This window comes from Sphingobacterium sp. ML3W, assembly GCF_029542085.1.
Taxonomy (GTDB): Bacteria; Bacteroidota; Bacteroidia; order Sphingobacteriales; family Sphingobacteriaceae; genus Sphingobacterium.
Window position 1 is genome coordinate 4,879,439 of sequence record NZ_CP107036.1, and the last position, 22,812, is coordinate 4,902,250.

The window sequence follows — 22,812 nt, forward strand, 5'->3', positions numbered from 1 at the left end:
TTTCGCTAATTATCGTAAATAAAGGAAGCTTGGTCGGTTTGTGAGGAGGAAATGCGTTAGGGAAGTGAGAATAGATCAATTAAAGAAATTTCATAAACTGAATGGAGTACGAAATCATTAGACTTTCAAATGGAATCCGTGTGGTATTCCAATATCAAAATTTGCCAATAACCCATGTGTGTATGGTTATTAATGCTGGGTCACGGGACGAATCCGAGGGTAAGTTTGGTGTCGCTCATTTTATTGAACATCTTTTATTTAAACGAACCGAGAAACGTTCAACGCAACAGATTATTGATTATCTGGAGTCTGTCGGAGGAGACCTAAACGCTTATACAACAAAAGAGTATACTTGTGTTCATGCCTCCATACTACAGCCTTATCTCAATCGAGCGCTAGATCTATTTGAGGATATTTTCTTTCATTCTACTTTTCCTGAGGTGGAAATGGACAAGGAAAAATCGGTTATTGTCGATGAAATGGCGTCTTACCTGGATAGCCCAGAAGAATCTATCGTCGATGATTTCGAAGATCTTATATTTAAAGGATCGGGGTTGGGGCATAACATCCTAGGGCTTGAAGATCAACTTTTAGCATTGCAAAAAAACGATATTACGGATTTTATGCAATCTAATTATGATACTCACGAAATGGTTATCGGTATTACAGGTAATTATAAGTTGAAAGAGGTCGAAAAGTTGCTGTATAAAGTCTTTGGAGGAATAACGCAAAATACTATTTCGCGTACGAGAAATGATGTTAGTGCAATTATAGAACAACATATTGAGATTCCCAAACCAATCAATCAGGTGCACTATATGCTCGGCTCATTGGCCTATGATTATCGTGACGAGCGTAAAACAGGATTGTTGCTTCTGAATAATATGTTGGGAGGAATGGGTATGGGATCTATCCTTAATCTATCCATCCGGGAAAAATACGGAATTGCCTATACCATCGAATCTAATTACACGATCTTTTCGGATACAGGGTTATTTAGCATCTATCTCGGAACTGATGAAGAAAAGGTTGAAAAAGCAAAAAAGTTGGTGTTTAAAGAGCTATCTAAAATGTGCGATCAATCCCTATCCGATATCAAGTTGAAGAAAGCAAAACAGAAGTTTGTTGGTCAAATTGCTTTAACTGAAGAGAATCGGATGAGTATGATTATTTCAGCAGCTAAAAATGTGATGGATTACGATCGTGTTATATTATTGGATGAAGTGATCGAAAAAATCCAGCATTTAAATAACACTAATCTCCTGGCCATTGCACAGGATGTATTTGACCCTAGGAAGATGCTGTCGTTGAGTTTTGTTCCAGAAGATTAATATTTGATAGAATTCTATATATTTGCGGTTACAGTAATTCTTAAATATGAAACCGAGCTTGCGAGCTCTCATCAGCCATTAAAGAAAAAAATATAACAGATGAAAACAGCATATGTATTTCCTGGTCAGGGAGCCCAATTTGTTGGGATGGGACAAGACCTGTATAACTTAAATGAAGAAACAAAAGCTTTGTTCGAAAAGGCTAATGATATTTTAGGATTTCGTATCACGGATATTATGTTTTCCGGTACGGACGAGGAGTTGAAACAAACTAATGTAACACAGCCTGCAATTTTTCTGCATTCTGTTATTTTGGCTAAAGCTTTAGGGGACTCATTTCAGCCAGATATGGTGGCTGGGCACTCCTTAGGTGAGTTTTCAGCATTGGTTGCAGCGGGAGCTTTGAGTTTCGAAGATGGACTGAAATTGGTATCCCAACGCGCGAATGCCATGCAAAAAGCATGTGAATTGCAACCTTCAACAATGGCCGCAATTTTGGGCTTAGAAGATGCTGTTGTAGAAGAAATTTGCGCTAAAGTGGATGAAGTGGTTGTAGCGGCGAATTACAATTGTCCGGGACAATTAGTTATTTCGGGATCAATAGAAGGTGTAGATAAAGCCTGTGCTTTGTTGACTGAGGCTGGAGCGAAAAGAGCTTTAAAATTAAATGTTGGCGGTGCATTCCATTCGCCATTGATGGAATCTGCTAAAGTTGAATTACAAGCTGCCATTGAAGCGACTGATATTTTATCTCCAAGATGCCCTATTTATCAAAATATTGATGCACAACCACAAACGGAACCCGCTATTATTAAGCAAAATCTGATTGCACAATTGACCGGCGCTGTGCGTTGGACACAGACTGTACAAAATATGCTTGCGGATGGTGCTACTGCATTTGTAGAGGTTGGGCCAGGAAATGTCTTGCAAGGTTTAGTTAAGAAAGTAGATCGTCAGGTACAAACTTCAGCGGCTTCGGTAACAGCTTAAGAATTGTCTTAACTACAAGAGATCAAGGGCCGATTATTCGGCCCTTTTCTTATACATAAAATCTCATGGTATCCTCTTTACAAAACGTGAATTTAGGGCATATAAACCTTTTGCCTTCTAACGGTGCTGATTCGGTTGCTAGCGTTTAAAAGCTGTAACACTTCTGGCTGATATCCATTGCTTAACCAAATAAATGCAAGGCCTAATAGCGAATTATTAGTCTATTTGTCCTTAAACATGCTATAATGATCTTTCATGACCTGTAAAACGAAATCATTAGGTGTCATTTTTTCAGGGTGTTTAACTTCCATAACCGCCTCGAGACGTTGCACCAAGGCTGTCAGTATTCCTACATCTCTCCTGTCAAATGCCGTTTGATAAACCTCTTTGATCGCATTTGCATCTTTGTCGCTCAACTTAATGACTTGGGGGAATAAAATGGGATGATTTTCAAAGGTCTCTTCATAAATCGTATCACTGAGCTTCAAACTAGGTTTCAAACTAATGACAGATGTTTCTCCGGCGATATCTCCAATGCGTTGACCATTTTTGGATAGAACAATAGCGGTAATCGCAATACCACCCATGGTCATCCATATATCTACTATTGATAATGTCCATCGTGATAGATACTGATAAAAGTCGGCACGAGAGCCATCGAGCTTTACTACTTTTATTTTCATGATCTTTTTACCAATGGTCTGACCACCAAATGCCGTTTCGGTAATCAAGGTATAAAAAAATGCAGGTAACGTCATCCCCATAATAATACCGTAGAAAAGATAAGGGTCTCTACTCGTGATATCTAATGCATCCAACAGAAACATACAAAAGAAAAAGTAACACACGATAATAAAATAGTCTATTGCAAATGCGATCATCCTCGAACCTAGGCTAGCAAGATTATACTGGATTTTTACATTTTGTGCTGTGTTTATCTCAAGCTTATTCATATATTTGGTTTAGCCAGTTAAAAAAATTAATGAGAGAAGCATCATTTGTAGAACGAAATAAAGAAAAATGGACGTTAATTGAAAATAATTTGTCAATTAATATGCAGGTTGATCCGGACGAACTGGCTTCAAATTATATTGAGCTGACAAATGATCTGGCTTACGCACAAACATTTTATCCAGATAGTAAGGTTCGCAGTTACTTAAATGAACTTGCTGTAACCGCGCATCAAAAAATCTATAAAGATCGAAAAGCCTCTAACAATAAATTCAAATCTTTTATTAACGAAGAGATTCCGCAGGCAATTTGGTCAATCCGTCGGCAACTTTTTTATTCGCTCTTGATTTTTGTACTTGCCTCGGCTATTGGCTTTCTTTCAGCGGTGTATGATATAGATTTCATTCGGCTTATCTTAGGCGATTTTTATGTTGATTCAACAATAGAGAGCATTAAAGCCGGTGATCCTGCTGCGGTCTATGGAAAAGGAAGTAATTTTGGTTCGGCGATCTGGATTACGATCAATAATGTTCGGGTGGCTTTTATGGCTTTTGCATTTGGATTGTTTCTGAGTATTGGCACGGGTTATATATTGTTTAGCAATGGTATTATGCTGGGTGCTTTTCATCAGATGTTCTTCCAATATGGTGTAATGGGAAAAGCGATGTCGGCTATTTGGATCCATGGAACTATCGAAATCTCGGTGATCATTGTTGCGGGAGGCTGTGGACTTGCGATCGGAAATAGCATCTTGTTCCCAAGATCTTATACCCGGATGGCTTCTTTTGTTCAGACAGCAAAGATTGCCATGAAAGTACTGGTTAGTACAATACCATTTTTTATTGTCGCAGGTACATTGGAGGGCTTTGTAACTAGATATTATGATGTGTCGATATGGCTTAGTCTATTAATCATACTCCTATCGTTGGCCGCCATCTTATTTTTTTATGTTATTAACCCCTATCGATTAGCAAAACGGTTTCAATGGAAGTAGAATTTGAATTTCAGAAAGAGCGAAAAATAGGGGATTTTGTCCAGAACTTTATAGACCTTTTCAAACTGATCTATAAACATTTTGTGACAACAATATTTGGGCTGTCGGCATTACCGCTAGCTGGAATAGCATTAGTATATTATTTCCTCTCAACAAAAATCACCTTTTCTGCAAGCAGTAGCTCATTCGAAGATATTGATGGATTCACTTGGGCCGGATTACTGATTTTAGCATTAATTGGGCTTGGTTTATATGTTTATGGTATTTCCATTGAGTATTTTCTTCTTCTGAAAGAACGTAAAAACACACTATTTACAGGAAAAGAAGTCCTACAAAATTTTAGAGCAAATATAGGTCGCTATTTTATGTTCTTATTTGCGATGGTTCTGGCGTTAATCGTTGTTTTTATACCCCTTGCGATTGTTGCTGCCCTCTCCGTCTTTATTCCGTTTATTGGAAGTTTTGCGATTGGTATACTGATGTCAATCGTGGGAATTTGGTTATTTAGCTCATTCTTATTCTACCGTGAGGGGTATTCCGATCTGGGAAGTTGTTTTACTGATTCCTATGTTATGCTAAGCAAAAAATTGATCCAATATGGTATTGCAACGTATATCGTCAATTTTATCTTCCAAATGGCCGTTATGATGATCTCGATAATTCCCGTAATAATTATTTCCCTTATATCTTACAATTTTTTGGGATTGGACGCAGCTTTCTTTGATTCATCCTGGGGAAAATTGTTAATGACTTTGGGAGGGATGTTTATTACATTGTTTACCCTTTTCTTATATATGGCAGGTGTACTGGCCAATGGTATAATTTATGAAACGGCAAAGGATCTCAAGTTTGGTGAACGCATTTATGGTATAATTGATCAGATTGGAGGCAAGAATGAATAGAATATTATTCGTTGTTTCTTTTGTATTTATGCTGTCACTAAGCGCCTGCGATCCGAAACCGCGAACCGAAGATGCGGAAACCTATAGTGCAGACTCAGTAGCAGTTGACTCTATTGCCCCCTTGTTGGATTCTGTGGGTCTTGCCGTAGATTCTGCCGCAATGGATTCTGTTGCAATGACAAAAGCTGACAATAGTGACGATGCACTTTGGGATCCCTACTTATTTGATTCTATTCCTAAATATAGCCAGGAACGAGTGTTTAAGATGGATCCCTATCCAGAAATTATCAAACGATATGAACGGGATGATTTTGTGTATTCCGAGAATATCAAAGATAAGATAAGTGTATTGCAACGTATTTTATCCCGCATTTCGGAATGGGTGGGTGATATAATGCCTGATAATCCGTATAAATTTAACGAAGAATTTGGTTATGTGTTTGCTTTTTTGGCGTTAATCGCGTTGGCTTTTATTCTCTATAAAGTGCTATATAATAAAAATCAATATTTCATTAAACATGAGCGGGAAGAAGATGCCTTGGATACATTGGCTTATGTCGAGAGAAACTTGATGAACAGCGATATCAGACAATATATTAATGATGCTGTTGAACGGAAAAATTATGCTCTGGGCGTTCGCTATCTACAATTATTGAATATTCAAAAACTAGCGCAAACAGGTCACATAAAGTGGAAGCACAGTAAAACAAATGCTGAATTTGCTAATGAGATACAGAATAATATCCTACGTGAAGGATTCGAGGAATGTACCAGAATATTTGACTATGTCTGGTTTGGGCAATTTGAATTAAATGCATCAGATTTTGGTCAGTATGAACAATTGTTTAACCAATATCAAAATCAAATTACATGAAGGGATCAGTAAAATTTGGGTTGATATTATTGGGAATCGTCCTGTTACTGATTGGTATCATCGACATGACGAGCAAGAAACCGATTATTTGGGATCGGACTTTCGATGTGAAAGATAAAAATCCTTTTGGAGCTTACGTGGTCAGAAATGAATTAAAACATATTATTGATAGGCATAATGAGGATGTCGAGCGTCCATTATACCAATATCTGGATAGTATGAAAGGAACGGATAAGAACCTTCTATTTTACACGTCGTATTTTTCCTTGGGTGAAGCAGCGGAAAATAAATTACTTGACTATGTGTCTCGAGGAGGAAAGGCGATGATTATTGCCGAAACGATTGATTATTATCTTTTGGATTCCTTGGCCATTAAGGTATTTGATTTCTATGGTTATAAAAAGGGCGTTGATATTAAAAGCCATTTAAGAGTCAAGCTGACTAACGATAATAGTAAAATTCATTATGCGAAATCAGATTTAAGTACAGTCTTTAGTAAGCTGCCTAAGAATGCTACCATTTTGGGAGGGATCACTTATCAGGAATATTTACTACCTAATTTTGTTGAGGTACAGATTGGCAAGGGCAGACTTTATTTGCACCTGACCCCCGATTTATTTGGAAATTATTACCTGCTGAATTCAGCCTCTCAATATGCCTATGCTGCAAAATCATTATCTTATTTAAATGATAAACCTATTGCATGGTATGATTTTAAGGCAAACACTGCTCAGTACAGTACCCCATTACGGGTTCTGTTGACCAATTCGGGATTAAGGCAAGCATGGTATGTACTTTTGGGGGGACTTGTTCTTTTGCTTGTGTTTAAGAGTAAAAGGGAGCAGCGTGCAATGGAAATTGCTAAACCGGAACCCAATCTTTCCAAAGAATTTTGTGAGACAATTGCAACATTATATTACGAAAACGGCACACCAGGTAATATGGTTGATAAGAAAATAGACTATTTCTTGCACGATATACGAAACCGTTTTCATATGGATACCTTAGCGTTAAGAGAAGAGAACTTTTGTGAAGAATTGGCAGAAAGGTCTGGTGTCTCACTGGCTGAAACGCAACAGCTAATCAGATTAATAATTCGAATGCAAGGAACACAGCAGAATGATGTGGCCGGATTAAGGCAGATTAATGAAACTATAGAAGATTTTAAACATAAAGCAAAAATGATATGAGTGACTTCGATAAATATATATCTTTTGAAAACCGAATTGATATTTCGGTTTTGTATGATAAAATGGCTCAAGTAAAGTCGGAGGTAAAAAAGGTTATTGTCGGACAGGATCAATTGATTGATATGTTACTGATTTCGATTTTAGCTTCTGGACACTCGCTAATAGAAGGGTTACCTGGTGTTGCGAAGACCTTATCAGCAAAATTGATAGCCAAGACAATTAGCAGTGACTTTAAACGAATTCAGTTCACCCCAGATTTGATGCCTTCAGATGTGACGGGATCATCTATCTTGGATCTAAAAAGCAACGAATTTGAATTTCGAAAAGGGCCTATTTTTGCCAATATTGTTTTGATAGACGAGATCAATCGTGCTCCTGCAAAAACACAGGCCGCACTTTTTGAAAGTATGGCTGAGCATCAAGTTTCTGTTGATGGAAATACCTATATTTTGCCAGTTCCATTTATTGTGTTCGCTACGCAGAACCCGATCGAACATGAAGGAACCTATCGATTACCTGAAGCACAACTAGATCGTTTTCTTTTTAAGATCAATGTGAATTATCCAGAACTTGAGCAAGAGTTAGAGATTTTGAAAGAGCATCATGCACAGAAAGCATCGAATAAAGAGGATCAAGTAAACAGTGTGGTTTCAGCGGAAGAAATTTTTTCATTTCAGCGACTTATCAAATCAATTTTTGTACACGAAGAATTGTTAAGCTATATCGCTCAAGTGATCATAAAGACGCGTACCAATCCAAGCTTAACTTTAGGGGCCTCACCGCGGGCTTCTATTGCATTATTGGAATCTGCCAAAGCGTCTGCAGCATTGAGTGGAAGAGATTTCGTAACACCTGAAGATATTAGAAGGGTTGCATCTGCGGTCTTGGGACATCGTGTCATGCTGACTCCAGAACGAGAAATGGAGGGTTTTACAACTTCTTATGTTATTGATCAAATCATTAATACGGTAGAAATTCCAAGATAATGAAAAAATTAAAGCAGCTTTTTCTAACCAATCAGTTTTTCTATTCTCTATTAGGGATAGCAACACTCTTTGCAATTTCTTTTTTTATTAAGGGATTGTTTACTGTTGCATGGATTGTATTTTGGCTATGGTTGGCTGTGTTGATTTTTGATTTCGTTGTCTTATTTGCAGGCAAGGGGCGTATTGAAATTGCAAGGGTCTATCCCGAGAAGCTGTCCAATGGTGATGAAAATCCGATGAAGCTAATCGTCAATTCCTTCTATCCATTTCCAACTATTATAGAAATCCTAGAGGAATTTCCGATACAACTTCAAATTCGAAACAACGAATTTTCTACCCGTTTGTCTGCGTATCAAAGTTCGGAAATCTCTTATTTGATGCGGCCAACACAAAGGGGGATATACCAGTTTGGTCGATGTATGGCACTGGTGAAACGTTTTGGATTTTTCAAACGGAGATTTGTGACCAACCAGGTTCAGGAAATTCCATGTTATCCATCGTATATTCAATTGAGAAAGTATCAGCTCTTAGCAACGAGCAATAGGTTAAATGAATTGGGTATAAAGCGAATACGCCGTATTGGTTCTGCGATGGAGTTTGACCATGTTAGGGAGTATGTTCAAGGCGATGATTATCGTCATATGAATTGGAAGGCAACAGCAAAAGCCAGAAAGCTAATGGTCAATCAGTATGAGGATGAGAAGTCACAGCCGATCTATTCATTTATTGATTTGGGACGAGCGATGCGGATGCCCTTCGAGGGTCTGACATTATTGGATTATGCAATCAATGCCTCCTTGGTTCTTTCAAATGCAACAATATTAAAGCAAGATCGAGCTGGATTATTGACCTTTTCAAAAGATGTGAACGTTTTTATTCCTGCTGAAAAAAGAAATAATCAGATGCTCAAGATTTCGGAAGCTTTATATCAAGTTGTTACAAATTTTGACGAACCTGAATATGGTAAACTTTATAGTTATGCAAATGCACATATTAATAAACGTTCGCTGATCTTTCTCTATACAAATTTTGAAACGCTAGACTCGCTAAGAAGGCAGATGAATTATCTCTCGATGTTAAACCGGAGTCATCTCATTGTTGTGGTAGTCTTCAAAAATGTTGAAGTTGAAGATTTAGCTAAAAGCTCGCCTAAAAAGACCATTGAGATCTACAATCAAATCATTGCCGAGAAATTTATCTATGAGAAGCAACTTATTGTGCAGGAACTGATACGTAATGGATTTCAAACCATCTACACTGCTCCAGAAAATTTGACGATAAATTCCATCAATAAATATCTAGAAATAAAAGCGCGAGGACTTATTTAATAATGGTTGTGTCTTTCACCATGACTTTTGTCCAAAAGTGTTTGTATTTCTCAATGGCTTTTAAATGGATCGGATGTGTTTCATAAATGGTTATATCTTTAAGATCTTTGAAGGTGACAATCAATGTATAATCGAAGCTATTGTCAACAACATCCCGCGCATTTGTTGGTGCTGGAACGCCATAACTAAGTGTTTTGATGACGTCGATCTTGCGAAGCTCCTCAAAGAATCCAACGAAATTCTTTTTGTCTTTTTCACTGACATCGTCTTTAAGCCAGAAATTCACGACATGGACAATTGTGTTGGGGTGCAGGTCATTACCTAACTGCGCCGGATTTGCCCACGTGGGTGTAGCGGCGAGAACCATAGGTGCGAGTAAAAAATTGCGTCTTTTCATTTATGATGCGGTTTAGAGATCGTAAGGTACAAAAAAAGGGATACATTTGCTGTATCCCTTTTATTATTTTGGTAGGTGAGTTCCTTTATAGACCAAATTCTTCTTTCACCTTTTCGATGTAATCTAACTTTTCCCAAGTGAATAACTCCACCTCGATTTGTTTCTTTTCTCCAGTTGAACTTTCGAATTCTTTGGTTACTTTTCGTGGTGTTCTTCCCATGTGGCCATAAGCAGCGGTTTCAGAGTAGATCGGGTTTCTAAGACCAAGACGAGTTTCAATGCCATAAGGAGTCATATCAAATAATTGGGCTATTTTATCCGCAATCTGGCCGTCTGTCAGGTTTACTTTGCTTGTGCCGTAGGTATTTACATAAATTCCCATAGGATCTTTTACACCAATTGCATAGGATATCTGAACGAGGAGTTCGTCCGCCACACCCGCAGCTACCAAGTTTTTGGCAATGTGACGGGTTGCATAAGCTGCTGAACGATCTACTTTCGACGGATCTTTTCCAGAGAAAGCCCCACCGCCATGTGCACCCTTACCTCCATAAGTATCTACAATGATCTTACGGCCGGTAAGCCCTGTATCTCCGTGTGGGCCGCCGATAACAAATTTTCCAGTAGGGTTGATATGGAATTTAATTTCATCATTAAATAACAACTGAAGCTCTGGTTTCAATTGTGCTTTAACACGTGGAATTAAAATTCTTTTTATATCCTGTGTGATTTTATCTAACATGACCGGTTCACTGTCGAAGTCATCATGTTGTGTCGAAATTACGATCGTATCAATCCTTTTTGGTTTATGGTCGTCGCCATATTCCAATGTTACCTGTGACTTTGCATCTGGTCGTAGGTACTGTATTTCATTGTTTTCTCTACGTAATTCAGCTAGTTCATATAAAAGACGATGGGAAAGGTCTAATGCTAAAGGCATGAAGTTTTCAGTTTCATTATTTGCATAACCAAACATGATGCCTTGGTCTCCAGCTCCCTGCTCTTGTCTTGTTTTGCGGTCTACACCCTGATTGATATCTGCAGATTGCTCATGGATTGCAGATAACACACCACAAGAATTTGCTTCAAACATATATTCAGACTTGGTATAACCAATTTTTTGGATAACAGAGCGGGCTATTTTCTGAACATCTAAGTAGATGTTTGATTTAACCTCCCCAGCAAGAACAACCTGTCCAGTCGTTACCAAAGTCTCAATAGCAACACGTGAGTCTTCATCCCATGCTAAAAAATTGTCGATTAATGCATCTGAAATTTGATCCGCAACTTTGTCCGGATGCCCTTCAGAAACAGATTCTGACGTAAATAAATAAGCCATGCCTTACGTAATTTTAATATTGGATTTGCGCTAGAAATGAAATAACAGCAAAGTGATAAGAGCCGTGATAGCGAAGGGTTTTTAGCACTTTTTTACTGTGGTTGCAATCTCCTTGTCGTTGCTTTGTGTATGCAACAGCACGCAAATCAGTCCACATTCTATTTTTTGTTGCGACAAAGCTACGATACTTTGTGGGATATTTAAAATCAAATTTGTCTTTTAATTTTAAAAAGCATAGAAAGCGATGCTAAAACGGTATAAAGATTACATTATTTTAAGAAATTGGTAATTTCCGCTATCTTTGGATATGTCAGAACGTAAACAAATATTGTTTGTTATTAACCCTATTTCAGGAGGAAAACGTAAAACGTCCTTTAAAAAGCAGGTATTGGATGTGCTGGATTTGCAGAAATTTGATCCTACATTTCAGCAAACAGCGAGACCCAATCATGCCTACGAAATTGGATTAAAGGCTATTCAGGAGGGGTATGATGCGGTAATTGCTGTTGGGGGAGATGGGACGATAAATGAATTGGGATCTGCTTTGGTTGGCTCAGGCATACCTTTGGGCATTATTCCTGAAGGCTCAGGTAACGGTCTGGCACTTTATTTAGGTATTCCGATGAATGAGGCTGCGGCTATCCGCCGTATAAATCGTTTTGAATCCATTGAAGTTGATTGTGGTGTAATTAATGAGCGTCGTTTTTTTAATATCGCGGGACTGGGGTTCGACGCATCAGTAAGTGAGAATTTTGCCAACGAAAATATCCGTGGCCCACTGGGTTATATGAAATCTGTTTTTAATGTGCTAAGCAAATATCAACCAGCGCATTATAAATTAACGATAGATGGCCAGGTTTATGAAAGGCAGGCCTTTATGATCAGTGTTGCCAATTCACCCCAGTATGGAAATAATGCGTATATAGCACCTCAGGCTTCGGTTAATGACGGTATACTCGATGTTTGTATTGTGCATAAGTTCCCTTTATATATCTTGCCTAAGATGATTTTTCATTTGTTTAATAAATCCGCTGACCAATCAAGCTATGTGGAGATTATACCAGGTAGGAATATTGAAATTGAAGTAGACTCTATTTCACCAGTACATGTAGATGGTGAACCAATTGAGCTTGGTGATAAGCTTAATATTTCCATCATTCCAAAAGCGATAAAAATTATTTGTTAAAAATCATGAGTAAAAATAAGAAACAGTCTTACGAAGGCGTTGTATATTCAACGGATGACAGTTATAATTATCAACTTGCTGATTCTTTTCAGGAATTAGAGACATTACCAGTGAACCAGCAAAACCTTAAAGTACAACTCGACCGCAAAATGCGAAAAGGTAAAGTTGTTACCTTAATCACTGGATTTGTTGGACAAATAGAAGATCTGGAAGCCTTGGGTAAATTATTGAAACAGAAGTGTGGAGTAGGAGGGACGGTTAAAGATGGGGAGATTGTGATCCAAGGTGAATTTAAGCAAAAGATCTATGAGTTGTTACTTAAAGAGGGGTATCGCGTGAAATTGGTTGGTGGTTAAACAACTATATCTGTGCTAATCGTAGTAAATCTAATGAATTGTTTATTAGATAAATATGATATAAAAAAGAGATGAGAAGGGGATGAAAAACATGAGTAATCACTTACTTTTTGTCGCTTAAAATCCTCGTTTTTCTTGCATATCAAAAAAAAAATGGTTTTCATTGTAAAATAATTATTGCTAATAAGCGATTTAGCTCAAGGTAATAAGGATTATATAACGGGAACTGCTGAGAAAAATAACACTATGAATGGTGTGTTCAGTTTGAAAAAACAAATTTGATTTTTTTTATATATTTGAGATGAATATTTTAAATTTGACATTAAATATTAAATTTGCTTTGCAAAATTGATTTCGAAAGCGAATAAGAGTGCATATAATTTAAACAACATTATATATTTAAACAACAGTAAAAAACTAAAAATTAGAAAAATGGCAAACGCACCTAAAACTGCTGCAAAACAAGAAAGCAACAACGGAGGATCTTTCTTCGCTCAAGCTGCAATCATCATCTGTTTCATCGTTGGTTTCTGTTTATGGAAATTTGTAATGGGTAATCCAACTAACTTCGTTGATAACAATCCTGAAAATGCTCCTAATCCTGGTAACTATTTAGGAATGGTTTACCACGCTGGGGCTATCGTACCTGTTTTGCTTGGTTTATTCTTGATGGTATGGGTTTTCTCCGTAGAACGTTTTATCGTTATTAACAAAGCTTCTGGTACAGGAAACGTTGGAAACTTTGTTAGAAAAATCCAATCTTTGATTAATGGTGGAAACATCGATTCAGCTATTGCTGAGTGTGACAAACAAAAAGGTTCAGTTGCAAACGTAGTAAAAGCTGGTTTATTGAAATACAAAGCCGTATCAGCAGACCCTGAAGTGAATACTGAAAAAGCGACTATTGCAATTCAAAAAGAAATCGAAGAAACTACAGCATTAGAAATGCCAATGTTAGAGAAAAACTTAAACGTAATCGCAACATTAGTTTCTATCGGTACATTATGTGGTCTATTAGGTACAGTAACAGGTATGATTAAAGCCTTCTCGGCATTAGCAACCGGTGGCGCTCCAGATTCAGCTAAATTAGCGAACGGTATCTCTGAGGCCTTGATCAATACTGCAACAGGTATCGCGACTTCTACATTCGCTATCGTATTGTATAACATCTTTACTGCAAAAATCGATAAATTAACTTACTCTATCGACGAAGCTGGTTTCTCAATCGTACAAACATACGCTGCAAACCACAAATAAGAACTATGATGAAAATTTTTGATTTTATTTTATGGAAATCAAAAATCTAAAGCATCATAGGATAGAAGATTGAGTTTTTAATTTAAAAAGAAGAATTTAAAATGGGTAAAGCAAAAGTAAAAAGAGCCAGTACGTCAATCGACATGACAGCGATGTGTGACGTATCGTTCTTGCTGCTTACGTTCTTCGTATTAACGGCGACAGCGCGCCAACCGGAAGCATTGACGGTGGATACCCCAGCATCAACTACGAAAGATAAATTACCTGACTCTAATGTGGGTATGATTACGATCGGTGATGGTGGAAAAGTTTTCTTCGGAACGACAGATCAGCAAGTTCGCGTGAAAGCATTAGAAAGAATGTCTGCAAAATATGGCATTGGCTTTTCACAAGAAGACTATGATCATTTCAAACTGATGGAAAACTTCGGTGTACCAATGTCTAAGTTGAAAGGATTGTTGGCTTTGGATGGTAGCAAGCGTACTGAAAAAGGTGTACAGACTGGTATTCCAATTGATAGTACAGAAAACACCTCGAATGAGTTGTATTACTGGGTTCAAAATGCACGTTTAGCTGCTGAGGAAGTAAATAAAGAAAAAGAGTCTTCGGATAAGAACTTTGTTCACCCAGGACCTTTGAAAATTGCGATCAAAGCTGATGCAAACGAGAAATATCCTTCTGTAAACCAGGTAATTGAAACATTGCGTAATCAAAAGCAAAACAAATTTAGTTTCATCACTGGCATGCGTGCTGAGGAAAAATAATTGACGATTTAATAAGAACAAAAAATGGCAGAATTAAATCAGGATAGTGGTAAAAAAGGCAAAGGCGGGAAAGTACGGTCTAAGAAGAATGGTGGTAAGGTCGACCTTACAGCCATGGTGGATTTGGCCTTCCTATTGATTACCTTTTTCATGTTAACCACATCTTTAAATAAACCACAAGCGATGGACGTGGCGATGCCAGATAAAAATAAAGTTAAGGATGAGCCTCAGCCAGATCTATTGACAGCTGATAACCGTTCATTGACAGTTTTATTGGGATCTGATAACAAAGTCTCTGTGATTTACGGACAAGTAAAAAATCCTATCGAAGGACCAACTACAGTTGGTTTCGGAGCTGATGGTATTCGCAAGGTATTGATGGAGAAAAAAGCCTATGTACCACGCGTTGCTGGTGGCAAGGATTTGATCGTTATCATTAGACCGAGTGATAAAAGCACGCAACGTAACCTAGTTGATATTCTTGATGAAATGAAAATCGTGGATATTAAACGTTACATGATTGCTAAAATCAGTCCAGAAGAAGTGGAGGTTTTAAAACGTGATAATATCTACAATGATTAATCATTATTAGATAGCACGATAAAGTATAAAAATATGATAGGGTCAAAATTAGATATTTTTAAGAAAGAATGGCTTGAGGTCGTTTTTCAGGGACGTAACAAGGAATACGGAGCGTATGAGCTACGTAAACTTGCCCCTAAAGCGACCAATAGAGGGCTTGTTGTCGTTATCGGCATCGTAGTCATAGCCAGTCTCCTTAGTGTTTATGGAAATAAGCTTTTTCCAAAGAAACCTGTTGAAGCACCTCCAGCGGTAACAGAAGTTACCTTGGAAGACCTTGAAGAGATCAAACCACCAGAACCACCAGAAGAGGAACCACTTCCACAAGAACCGGAAGAGAAACCTCAGCAAGTGGCAATGGATGTGCCGAAAGAAGATTTGATTCGTTTTCCTGAGCCAAAAGTAGCTCCTGCAAATAAAGTTGTAGAAGAAGTTGCTTCGCAGGAAGAGTTGAAGGATCCAAATAAAACTCCGGCGCGTATTACTTTGAAAGGTAGTCCGACAGGTACTTCGGTAGCACGTGGTGAGTTTGGTTCAAAGAAACAAGACGGTGGAATCACTGGTGTTTCAAAAGGAGATCCAAATGGAGATCCAAATGGGGATAAAATCTTTACTGCGGTAGAGGTTAATCCTGAGCCAATCGGCGGTATGAAAGCGTTTATGTCGTGGGTATCCTCTAACTATGATTATCCGCAAGCGGCACAGGAAAGTGGAGTTAATGGTGTGGTGGAAGTTTCCTTTGTCGTTGAGAGAGATGGTAGTTTGACAGATATCAGTGTAAAACGCGATTTGAAATATGGTACAGGAGATGCAGCTGTTAAGCTGTTGAAGAAAGCTAAAAAATGGAAACCGGGTATTCAAAATGGTCGTCCAGTTCGTGTAGCTTACACCTTACCAATTCGTTTGAATCTTCAGACACAATAGAATGACAGATTTTAATTCGAATAATAATTCTAATTATAGACAGAAATCGCCTTTAAAGCGATTTCTGTCTATTTTAGGACTATTTATGTTTGGTTTTTATTTTGTTTTGGGCCTGCTGATTATTTTTTGGGACAATTTTCCCATTGAAATTAATTCAGCTTACAAAACAGTTTTTGGTGTTGTACTGATTCTTTATTCTTTTATGCGGTTTGTACGACTTTGGCAAAACAATTTTTAATTAACTGCTAGCGGTCTTTTTAAATTTCATTCAACTCTCTTCAAAAATTAAACTATTCTTTTATTTTAATTGTCTTATTATATGATGTATCGTATGAGAAAATATAGTGTAATTCTTGTGATGCTTAGCCTTTGCGTGGGACTGTTGTTATCCTGCAAAGATCGAGCAAAGAACAATAAAGGGAGCGAGGATATTCTAACCGGTAAATTGCCCGTCTTGGTTGATCAGACATTATTGCCGATCATTAAGGAATCTGCTGATGTGTTTGAGAGTTCCTATCCGAATTCCAGTCTTGAAATTATGGCGAGACCAGAGATCAAAGCTGTTAATGCTTTATTGTCAGACTCAGCTTATGTGGTTGTATTAACAAGGAAATTAAATAGCCAAGAAGAAGACTATTTTAAGAAGCGTGGGATTCAGCCTAAAATATTCCAGATGGCTTCCGATGCCGTAGTATTAATTAATAATCGTAACAGTGCTGATACTATAATGTCTCAAAAGAACGTTAAGTCTTTGTTGGAGGGTAACTTAAGTGGTCAACGTTTGATTTTTGACAATGCTAATTCAAGTACCTTACGCTTTTTAAAGGACTACTTCAAAATTGAGAAAATTGATCCGAAGGCTGTTTCAGCGATGAGAGATAGTGAGGATGTAATGAAGTATATTAGTGAAAATGCTAATGCAGTGGGGGTTATCGGTTATAATTGGTACTTGAAAGCGGTTGAAAAAAATTCGCAATTATTGGATAAAATTCGTACATTGAGCATCGAAAATGTTAGTGCGGGGGCAGACAAGGCACATTTTTATAAGCCATCACAGTCAACCATAGCCGACGGAGTGTATCCGTTCATCAGACCGGTTTACATCATGAATTACCAACCGAACATGGGGCTAGGCTTGGGCTTTAGTGCTTTTTTGACAGGAGATCGCGGGCAACGGATCGTATTAAAAGCGGGACTAGTTCCTGTGACAATGCCGGGTCGCGAGATCATTATTAGAGATGAGAGTTATATTAAATAGATAATAAATAGTACAAAAATAGATTATGACAAACAGTAAATTATTATTTAGTCTTTTATTGGCTGGATCTGTGGGCACAGTAAGTGCGCAAAGTTTGAAAGATGCTAGAGCAGCTATCGAGGCTGAAAACTATGGTAAAGCGAAAACTATTCTTCAACAATTAGTGACTAAGCAACCTAAGAATGGAGATAATTATTTCTATTTGGGTCAAGTTTATTTGGTAAACGACAGAGCGGACTCTGCGGCTGCGATTTTCAACCAAGGTTTGACTGCTGATCCAAAAGCGACTATCAACAACGTAGGTTTGGGTTATGTTGACTTATTGAAAAAAGATAAAGCTGGCGCTGAATCCAAGTTTGCTTTGGCAACAGCAAAATTAGGTAAAAAAGATTACGAGCCATTATTGGAAATCGGTCGTGCATATATTAAAACACCGGAACCGGATTATGCGAAAGCTTTAGAATATCTGACACAAGCGAAAGCGAAAAATACAAAAGATATTGCGATTCCTTTAGCGTTAGGTGATGCATACCGTGGTTTGAGAGAAGGTTCATTGGCATATACCAGTTACGGTGATGCGATGGACATTGATCAAAACTCCGTTAAAGCAAAAGTTGGTCAGGCAATTATCGTTCGTGGAGCACAGGCTTACGATGAAGCCGTAACACAATTGGAAGCAATCGTTGCTGAAACGCCAACTTATGCTCCGACTTACCGTGAATTGGCAGAGACTTACTACCAATGGTCAAAAATGCCTGGAACGACAGATGAGAAATATGTTGAGTTGAACAAAAAAGGTGTTGAACAATACAAGAAATATCTAGAGGTTGCTGGTGACAATACATTGGAAGCAAAAATCCGTTATGCCGATTTCTTGGTTTATTCGCGTCAATATGACGAGCTGAAAACTGTATCGGAAGAATTGGCAAAAAATCCATCTGTAGATCCAAAAATCTATCGTTATTTAGGATATATCGCTTTCCAAAAATCGAAAGATTATCCAAAAGCATTGGAATATTTAAATCAAATGTTCAGCAAGATGGAGAAAGACCGTGTGATTCCTTTGGATTATATGTACTTGGGTATGGCTGAAATTGCGACAAATAGCCCTAAACCGGCTGCAGGTGCTGATGGTGCAGCTGTTGATAGTACGGCGACTGTAGCTGCTCCAGTTTTGACTCCAGAAAATACCGCAAATATCCAAAAGGGTATTGCTAATATTAAGAAGGCTATTGAGGGTGATAAAGAATTGTTAGGTGAGGTTGCTGAATTGGCCTTTGCAAAATATCAAGAGCAAGAATTGCAGACAGCAGTTTCTTTATTTGGACTTGTAGGGGAGTATAAAGACACTCCTTATTACTTTGACTCCCACTATTATGCTGGCGAAGGTAACTATCAAATTGGTTTCAAAAAGGATGCTCAAGCGAAAGATGCTGAAGGAAATTATGTAAATCAAGACTTGAGAAATCAAGCTATTGCGGACTTTGCTACTGCACAAAAAGAGCTGACAATTATTGAAACAACTGATAACAAAGAGGCTCAAGATAAATACTTGATTAACGCATTGTATTATAAAGCTTTTTCCGCTTTGGGTTCTGACGATATGGCACAGCCAAAAGGTGATTTTGTTGCTGCATTCCAAAAATTGATTGATACAATCAACCAAAGAGGTACGCAAGAAAAGAACAAAGCATATTTAGTTGATGCGTATACTTATATCGGTCTTTTCCATTATTTGAAACAAGATACAGCGAAAGCAAAACAGAATTTCCAAAAAGTATTGGAAATTGATCCTACAAACGAGGATGTTAAAGGATACCTAGATGCTTTAAAATAGGCTTAACTAAAATCATTCTAAATTAGGCGCAGATAGTGATATCTGCGCCTTTTTTGTTTTGATTTTAGTCATGGAATCTCTATATTTAAAGACAGTTACCAATATAAATTTTGATTGAGATGGAGCACGCCAATAGTATGCCGATAGACTACTTACCTATATTCATACAGCTTATCGTAGCGGTAGGATTCGGAGTAGGTACCATAATTATTACACACCTTATCGGGCCGAAAGTCAGGACGGAAAATAAACTTGGGGCATTTGAATCCGGTATTGAAGTCATAGGGAACGCGAGGCAGCCTTTTTCAATTAAATATTTTCTGGTAGCAATCTTGTTTGTCATTTTCGATGTTGAGGTTATTTTCATGTATCCATGGGCTGTCAACTTCCGGGAAATGGGCTTTCAAGGCTTGATCGAGATGTTTATTTTCATGGGAATGCTCTTGTTGGGCTTTATCTATGTCATTAAGAAAAAAGCATTAAACTGGGACTAAGTTGTCCTGCAACATTGGCTGTAATGGCTGATTGTACTTAAACCTTATAAATCGTCTTTTCATGAGTGATATAAAATTGGCAGAAGCTCCTCCGGGAGTAGAAGGCGCAGGTTTCTTTGCGACAAGCTTGGATAAAGCGATCGGGTTGGCGCGCGCAAATTCATTGTGGCCCTTGCCTTTTGCGACATCCTGTTGTGGTATCGAATTTATGGCTACAATGGGTTCCACCTATGATTTGGCCAGATTCGGCGCCGAACGACCAAGTTTTTCTCCGCGTCAGGCGGATATGTTGTTGGTCATGGGAACTATCGCAAAGAAGATGGCTCCTGTCTTGAGACAAGTCTATGTGCAGATGGCAGAACCCCGTTGGGTGATTGCTGTGGGAGCCTGTGCTTCCAGTGGTGGGATCTTTGATACCTATTCTGTATTACAGGGTATCGATGAGATTATTCCTGTGGACGTTTATGTACCCGGTTGTCCTCCGCGTCCAGAAGCAATTTTGGATGGCGTATTGCGTTTGCAGGATATTGTCAAAAATGAATCGTTAAATAGACGAAACACACCAGAATATAAGGCACTATTAGAAAAATACGGTATACATACTAATAAATAGAGGATGGAGAACGGTTTTTTATTGGAGAAACTCCAGGGAAATTTTCCCGCCAAAATTATAGAAGTTCCAGATTCACATGATTTACTAACTATTCTTGTAAATGTGGATGATATAATCGATGTGCTGCGTTTTCTAAAGACAGATAGGGAATTGCAGTTTATTCATTTAACTGATATTACTGCTGTGCACTATCCTCATCTGGAGAAAGAATTTGCTGTTGTATATCATATTCATAGTTTGATCCACAATATCCGTATACGCGTAAAAGTGTTTTTGTATGGTCCAAATCCCGAAATTCCGACCGCAACAGTTGTTTGGAAGGGTGCAAACTGGATGGAGCGTGAGACATTTGATTTTTTTGGGGTGAACTTTATAGGTCATCCAGATTTAAGAAGAATTCTGAACGTTGACGATATGGACGTATTTCCAATGCGAAAAGAATATCCTTTGGAAGATCCAAATCGAGTAGATAAAAAAGATTTGTATTTCGGCCGTTAATTTATATGATATGAGCGAGTTTATAAGCAAGATAACACCTAATCAACCCGTTTTTGATGATAACGATCCACAGGATGAGCTAATCACCTTGAATATTGGCCCCACACACCCTGCAACGCATGGTGTATTCCAGAATGTCGTGCAGATAGATGGGGAGCGTATCGTAAGTGGTGTTTCCACCATTGGCTATATTCATCGTGCTTTTGAGAAAATTGCTGAACACAGACCTTTTTATCAGATCACTCCACTGACGGATCGCTTAAATTATTGTTCGGCACCTATCAATAATATGGGCTGGCATATGACAGTTGAAAAACTGTTAAAAATCGAAATCCCGAAGCGTGTACAATATATGCGTGTCATTGTGATGGAGCTTGCACGCATAGCTGATCATATCATTTGTAATGGAATCTTGGGCGTTGATACTGGAGCCTTTTCGGGATTCTTGTATGTCATGCAGGAACGCGAATTTATATATGAGATCTTCGAAGAAATCTGTGGAGCACGCCTGACAACAAATATTGGGCGTATCGGTGGATTTGAGCGCGACTTTAATGCAGTTGCATTTGAGAAAATTCGCGAATTTCTAAAACGCTATCCGCCCGTATTGAAAGAATTTGAGGAGATGTTTGTGCGAAACAGAATCTTTATTGAGCGAACTTCTGGGGTTGCTGCCGTTACTCCAGAGGAGGCATTGGATTATGGTTGGTCTGGACCTATTCTAAGAGCAACAGGTGTAGATTATGATGTTCGGGTACAAAACCCTTACTGTTCGTATGAGGAGTTTGATTTTGACGTGCCTGTCGGAGCAACGGGGGATGTATATGACCGATTTATGGTCCGGAATGAGGAAATGTGGCAGTCGCTTCGCATCATTGAACAAGCCCTGGAAAAAATCGAGAAAGCGCCCAAAGGTGTGTTTCATGCGGAAGTGCCCGATTTTTATCTGCCACCAAAAGAGCAGGTTTATACCAATATGGAAGCATTGATATATCACTTTAAAATCGTTATGGGGGAAGTAGATACACCTAAAGCTGAAGTCTATTATGCGGTAGAGGGTGCAAATGGAGAATTGGGATTTTATTTGATTCACGATGGTGGCCGCTCGCCTTATCGTCTTCATTTTAGACGGCCTTCTTTCGTCAACTATCAGATGTTTGCCCCTATGAGTGCGGGAATGCTAATATCCGATGCGATTTTAAATATGAGTAGTCTTAACGTTATAGCAGGAGAATTAGATGCTTAGTGTAAAACAACATAATGAAAATGTAACGTTTTCCCCAGAACTATTGGCCAAGTTTGGAGAAGTAGTGAGCCGTTATCCGGAAGGGAAGCAAAAATCTGGTCTATTGCCTATTTTGCATTTGGTCCAAGCAGAATTTGGTTGGGTTAGCGCCGATGCAATGGATCAGGTGGCTGTTTATCTCCATATTTTACCTATTGAGGTCTATGAGGTTGCAACTTTCTATACGATGTTTTTGTTGGAGCCTAAAGGTAAATACGTGCTGGAGATCTGTCGTACTGGTCCTTGTTGCTTAGTTGGGGCGGAACGAATTATGACACATTTGGAACAGAAACTGGGAGTAAAAGAGGGGCAGGTAACCGCAGATGGGCTTTTCTCCTGGCGTGGTGTTGAATGTCTGGCTGCCTGTGGTTTTGGTCCGGTTCTTCAAATTGGGCCTGAGTATACATTCTATGAGAATTTGAATGAAGACAAGGTGGATGAATTGATTGATAATTTAAAAGCTAAAACGGAATAAT

Annotated in this window: 24 protein-coding genes; 21 read left to right on the forward strand and 3 right to left on the reverse strand. The window is 38.3% G+C overall.

Annotated features, from left to right (window positions below; genetic code table 11):
* The first annotated feature begins 101 nt into the window (after nt 1-101).
* Together OGI71_RS20600 and fabD are read left to right on the forward strand one after the other, a co-directional pair.
* Nucleotides 102-1,331 (forward strand): pitrilysin family protein, encoded by a 1,230-nt coding sequence (locus tag OGI71_RS20600; protein WP_282251577.1) that lies wholly within the window; start codon nt 102-104, stop codon nt 1,329-1,331.
* A 99-nt stretch (nt 1,332-1,430) separates the two neighbouring features.
* Nucleotides 1,431-2,321 (forward strand): ACP S-malonyltransferase, encoded by an 891-nt coding sequence (gene fabD / locus OGI71_RS20605; protein ID WP_282251578.1) that lies wholly within the window; start codon nt 1,431-1,433, stop codon nt 2,319-2,321.
* A 221-nt stretch (nt 2,322-2,542) separates the two neighbouring features.
* Here fabD and OGI71_RS20610 read toward each other — a convergent pair whose 3' ends face one another.
* A complete protein-coding gene (locus OGI71_RS20610) occupies nt 2,543-3,274 on the reverse strand; it encodes an RDD family protein (RefSeq protein ID WP_282251579.1) in 732 nt (243 codons plus the stop codon).
* Between the two features lie 29 nt (nt 3,275-3,303).
* Between OGI71_RS20610 and OGI71_RS20615 the strand changes: the two genes are divergently transcribed.
* The 6 genes from OGI71_RS20615 to OGI71_RS20640 are packed head-to-tail and all read left to right on the forward strand — an operon-like array spanning nt 3,304 to nt 9,546.
* Nucleotides 3,304-4,266, forward strand: coding sequence for a stage II sporulation protein M (locus OGI71_RS20615; protein WP_282251581.1), 963 nt, complete (start codon nt 3,304-3,306; stop codon nt 4,264-4,266).
* Nucleotides 4,257-5,168: an ABC transporter permease gene (locus OGI71_RS20620; protein ID WP_282251583.1), complete on the forward strand. Its 912-nt coding sequence runs from the start codon at nt 4,257-4,259 to the stop codon at nt 5,166-5,168. The genes OGI71_RS20615 and OGI71_RS20620 overlap by 10 nt, the downstream gene beginning before the upstream one ends.
* A complete protein-coding gene (locus OGI71_RS20625) occupies nt 5,161-6,042 on the forward strand; it encodes a DUF4129 domain-containing protein (RefSeq protein WP_282251584.1) in 882 nt (293 codons plus the stop codon). Before OGI71_RS20620 ends, OGI71_RS20625 begins: the two co-directional genes overlap by 8 nt.
* Entirely contained in the window at nt 6,039-7,232 is a 1,194-nt protein-coding gene (locus OGI71_RS20630) for a DUF4350 domain-containing protein (RefSeq protein ID WP_282251585.1), read from the forward strand. The genes OGI71_RS20625 and OGI71_RS20630 overlap by 4 nt, the downstream gene beginning before the upstream one ends.
* Entirely contained in the window at nt 7,229-8,218 is a 990-nt protein-coding gene (locus tag OGI71_RS20635) for a MoxR family ATPase (RefSeq protein WP_120260493.1), read from the forward strand. The genes OGI71_RS20630 and OGI71_RS20635 overlap by 4 nt, the downstream gene beginning before the upstream one ends.
* A complete protein-coding gene (locus OGI71_RS20640; RefSeq protein ID WP_282251587.1) occupies nt 8,218-9,546 on the forward strand; it encodes a DUF58 domain-containing protein in 1,329 nt (442 codons plus the stop codon). Before OGI71_RS20635 ends, OGI71_RS20640 begins: the two co-directional genes overlap by 1 nt.
* Here OGI71_RS20640 and OGI71_RS20645 read toward each other — a convergent pair.
* Nucleotides 9,539-9,943: a Dabb family protein gene (locus OGI71_RS20645; RefSeq protein ID WP_282251588.1), complete on the reverse strand. Its 405-nt coding sequence runs from the start codon at nt 9,941-9,943 to the stop codon at nt 9,539-9,541. The genes OGI71_RS20640 and OGI71_RS20645 overlap by 8 nt on opposite strands.
* Nucleotides 9,944-10,028: 85 nt before the next feature.
* On the reverse strand, nt 10,029-11,282 hold the full coding sequence (metK, locus tag OGI71_RS20650) for a methionine adenosyltransferase (protein ID WP_282251589.1): 1,254 nt from the start codon (nt 11,280-11,282) through the stop codon (nt 10,029-10,031).
* Nucleotides 11,283-11,589: 307 nt separating this feature from the next.
* Here metK and OGI71_RS20655 point away from each other — a divergent pair, with 307 nt between their 5' ends.
* From OGI71_RS20655 to OGI71_RS20715, 13 genes are all read left to right on the forward strand, one after another.
* Nucleotides 11,590-12,468, forward strand: coding sequence for a diacylglycerol kinase family protein (locus OGI71_RS20655; RefSeq protein ID WP_282251590.1), 879 nt, complete (start codon nt 11,590-11,592; stop codon nt 12,466-12,468).
* A gap of 5 nt (nt 12,469-12,473) precedes the next feature.
* The gene (locus OGI71_RS20660) at nt 12,474-12,824 is read left to right on the forward strand and encodes a translation initiation factor (RefSeq protein WP_259179496.1); all 351 of its coding nucleotides are present in this window, start codon (nt 12,474-12,476) and stop codon (nt 12,822-12,824) included.
* 432 nt (nt 12,825-13,256) lie between these two features.
* On the forward strand, nt 13,257-14,081 hold the full coding sequence (locus tag OGI71_RS20665; RefSeq protein ID WP_223581285.1) for a MotA/TolQ/ExbB proton channel family protein: 825 nt from the start codon (nt 13,257-13,259) through the stop codon (nt 14,079-14,081).
* 101 nt (nt 14,082-14,182) lie between these two features.
* Nucleotides 14,183-14,845 carry a biopolymer transporter ExbD gene (locus OGI71_RS20670; RefSeq protein ID WP_120260486.1) on the forward strand — a complete coding sequence of 221 codons (663 nt, stop codon included), beginning with the start codon at nt 14,183-14,185 and terminating at the stop codon, nt 14,843-14,845.
* 24 nt (nt 14,846-14,869) lie between these two features.
* Nucleotides 14,870-15,427 (forward strand): biopolymer transporter ExbD, encoded by a 558-nt coding sequence (locus OGI71_RS20675; protein WP_120260485.1) that lies wholly within the window; start codon nt 14,870-14,872, stop codon nt 15,425-15,427.
* 33 nt (nt 15,428-15,460) lie between these two features.
* A complete protein-coding gene (locus OGI71_RS20680; protein ID WP_223581287.1) occupies nt 15,461-16,351 on the forward strand; it encodes an energy transducer TonB in 891 nt (296 codons plus the stop codon).
* Between the two features lie 331 nt (nt 16,352-16,682).
* Nucleotides 16,683-17,609, forward strand: a complete 927-nt coding sequence (locus tag OGI71_RS20685; RefSeq protein WP_282251592.1) for a substrate-binding domain-containing protein — start codon at nt 16,683-16,685, stop codon at nt 17,607-17,609.
* A 25-nt stretch (nt 17,610-17,634) separates the two neighbouring features.
* Nucleotides 17,635-19,446 carry a tetratricopeptide repeat protein gene (locus OGI71_RS20690; protein ID WP_282251593.1) on the forward strand — a complete coding sequence of 604 codons (1,812 nt, stop codon included), beginning with the start codon at nt 17,635-17,637 and terminating at the stop codon, nt 19,444-19,446.
* 119 nt (nt 19,447-19,565) lie between these two features.
* Entirely contained in the window at nt 19,566-19,940 is a 375-nt protein-coding gene (locus OGI71_RS20695; RefSeq protein WP_120260480.1) for an NADH-quinone oxidoreductase subunit A, read from the forward strand.
* Nucleotides 19,941-20,001: 61 nt separating this feature from the next.
* The gene (locus OGI71_RS20700) at nt 20,002-20,553 is read left to right on the forward strand and encodes an NADH-quinone oxidoreductase subunit B (protein WP_046673075.1); all 552 of its coding nucleotides are present in this window, start codon (nt 20,002-20,004) and stop codon (nt 20,551-20,553) included.
* Between the two features lie 3 nt (nt 20,554-20,556).
* Complete coding sequence (locus tag OGI71_RS20705; RefSeq protein WP_282251594.1) at nt 20,557-21,051, forward strand: NADH-quinone oxidoreductase subunit C; 495 nt, start codon at nt 20,557-20,559, stop codon at nt 21,049-21,051.
* A gap of 10 nt (nt 21,052-21,061) precedes the next feature.
* A complete protein-coding gene (locus tag OGI71_RS20710) occupies nt 21,062-22,297 on the forward strand; it encodes an NADH-quinone oxidoreductase subunit D (RefSeq protein WP_282251596.1) in 1,236 nt (411 codons plus the stop codon).
* Nucleotides 22,290-22,811 (forward strand): NAD(P)H-dependent oxidoreductase subunit E, encoded by a 522-nt coding sequence (locus tag OGI71_RS20715; RefSeq protein WP_282251597.1) that lies wholly within the window; start codon nt 22,290-22,292, stop codon nt 22,809-22,811. Before OGI71_RS20710 ends, OGI71_RS20715 begins: the two co-directional genes overlap by 8 nt.
* The last annotated feature ends 1 nt before the right edge of the window (nt 22,812 follow it).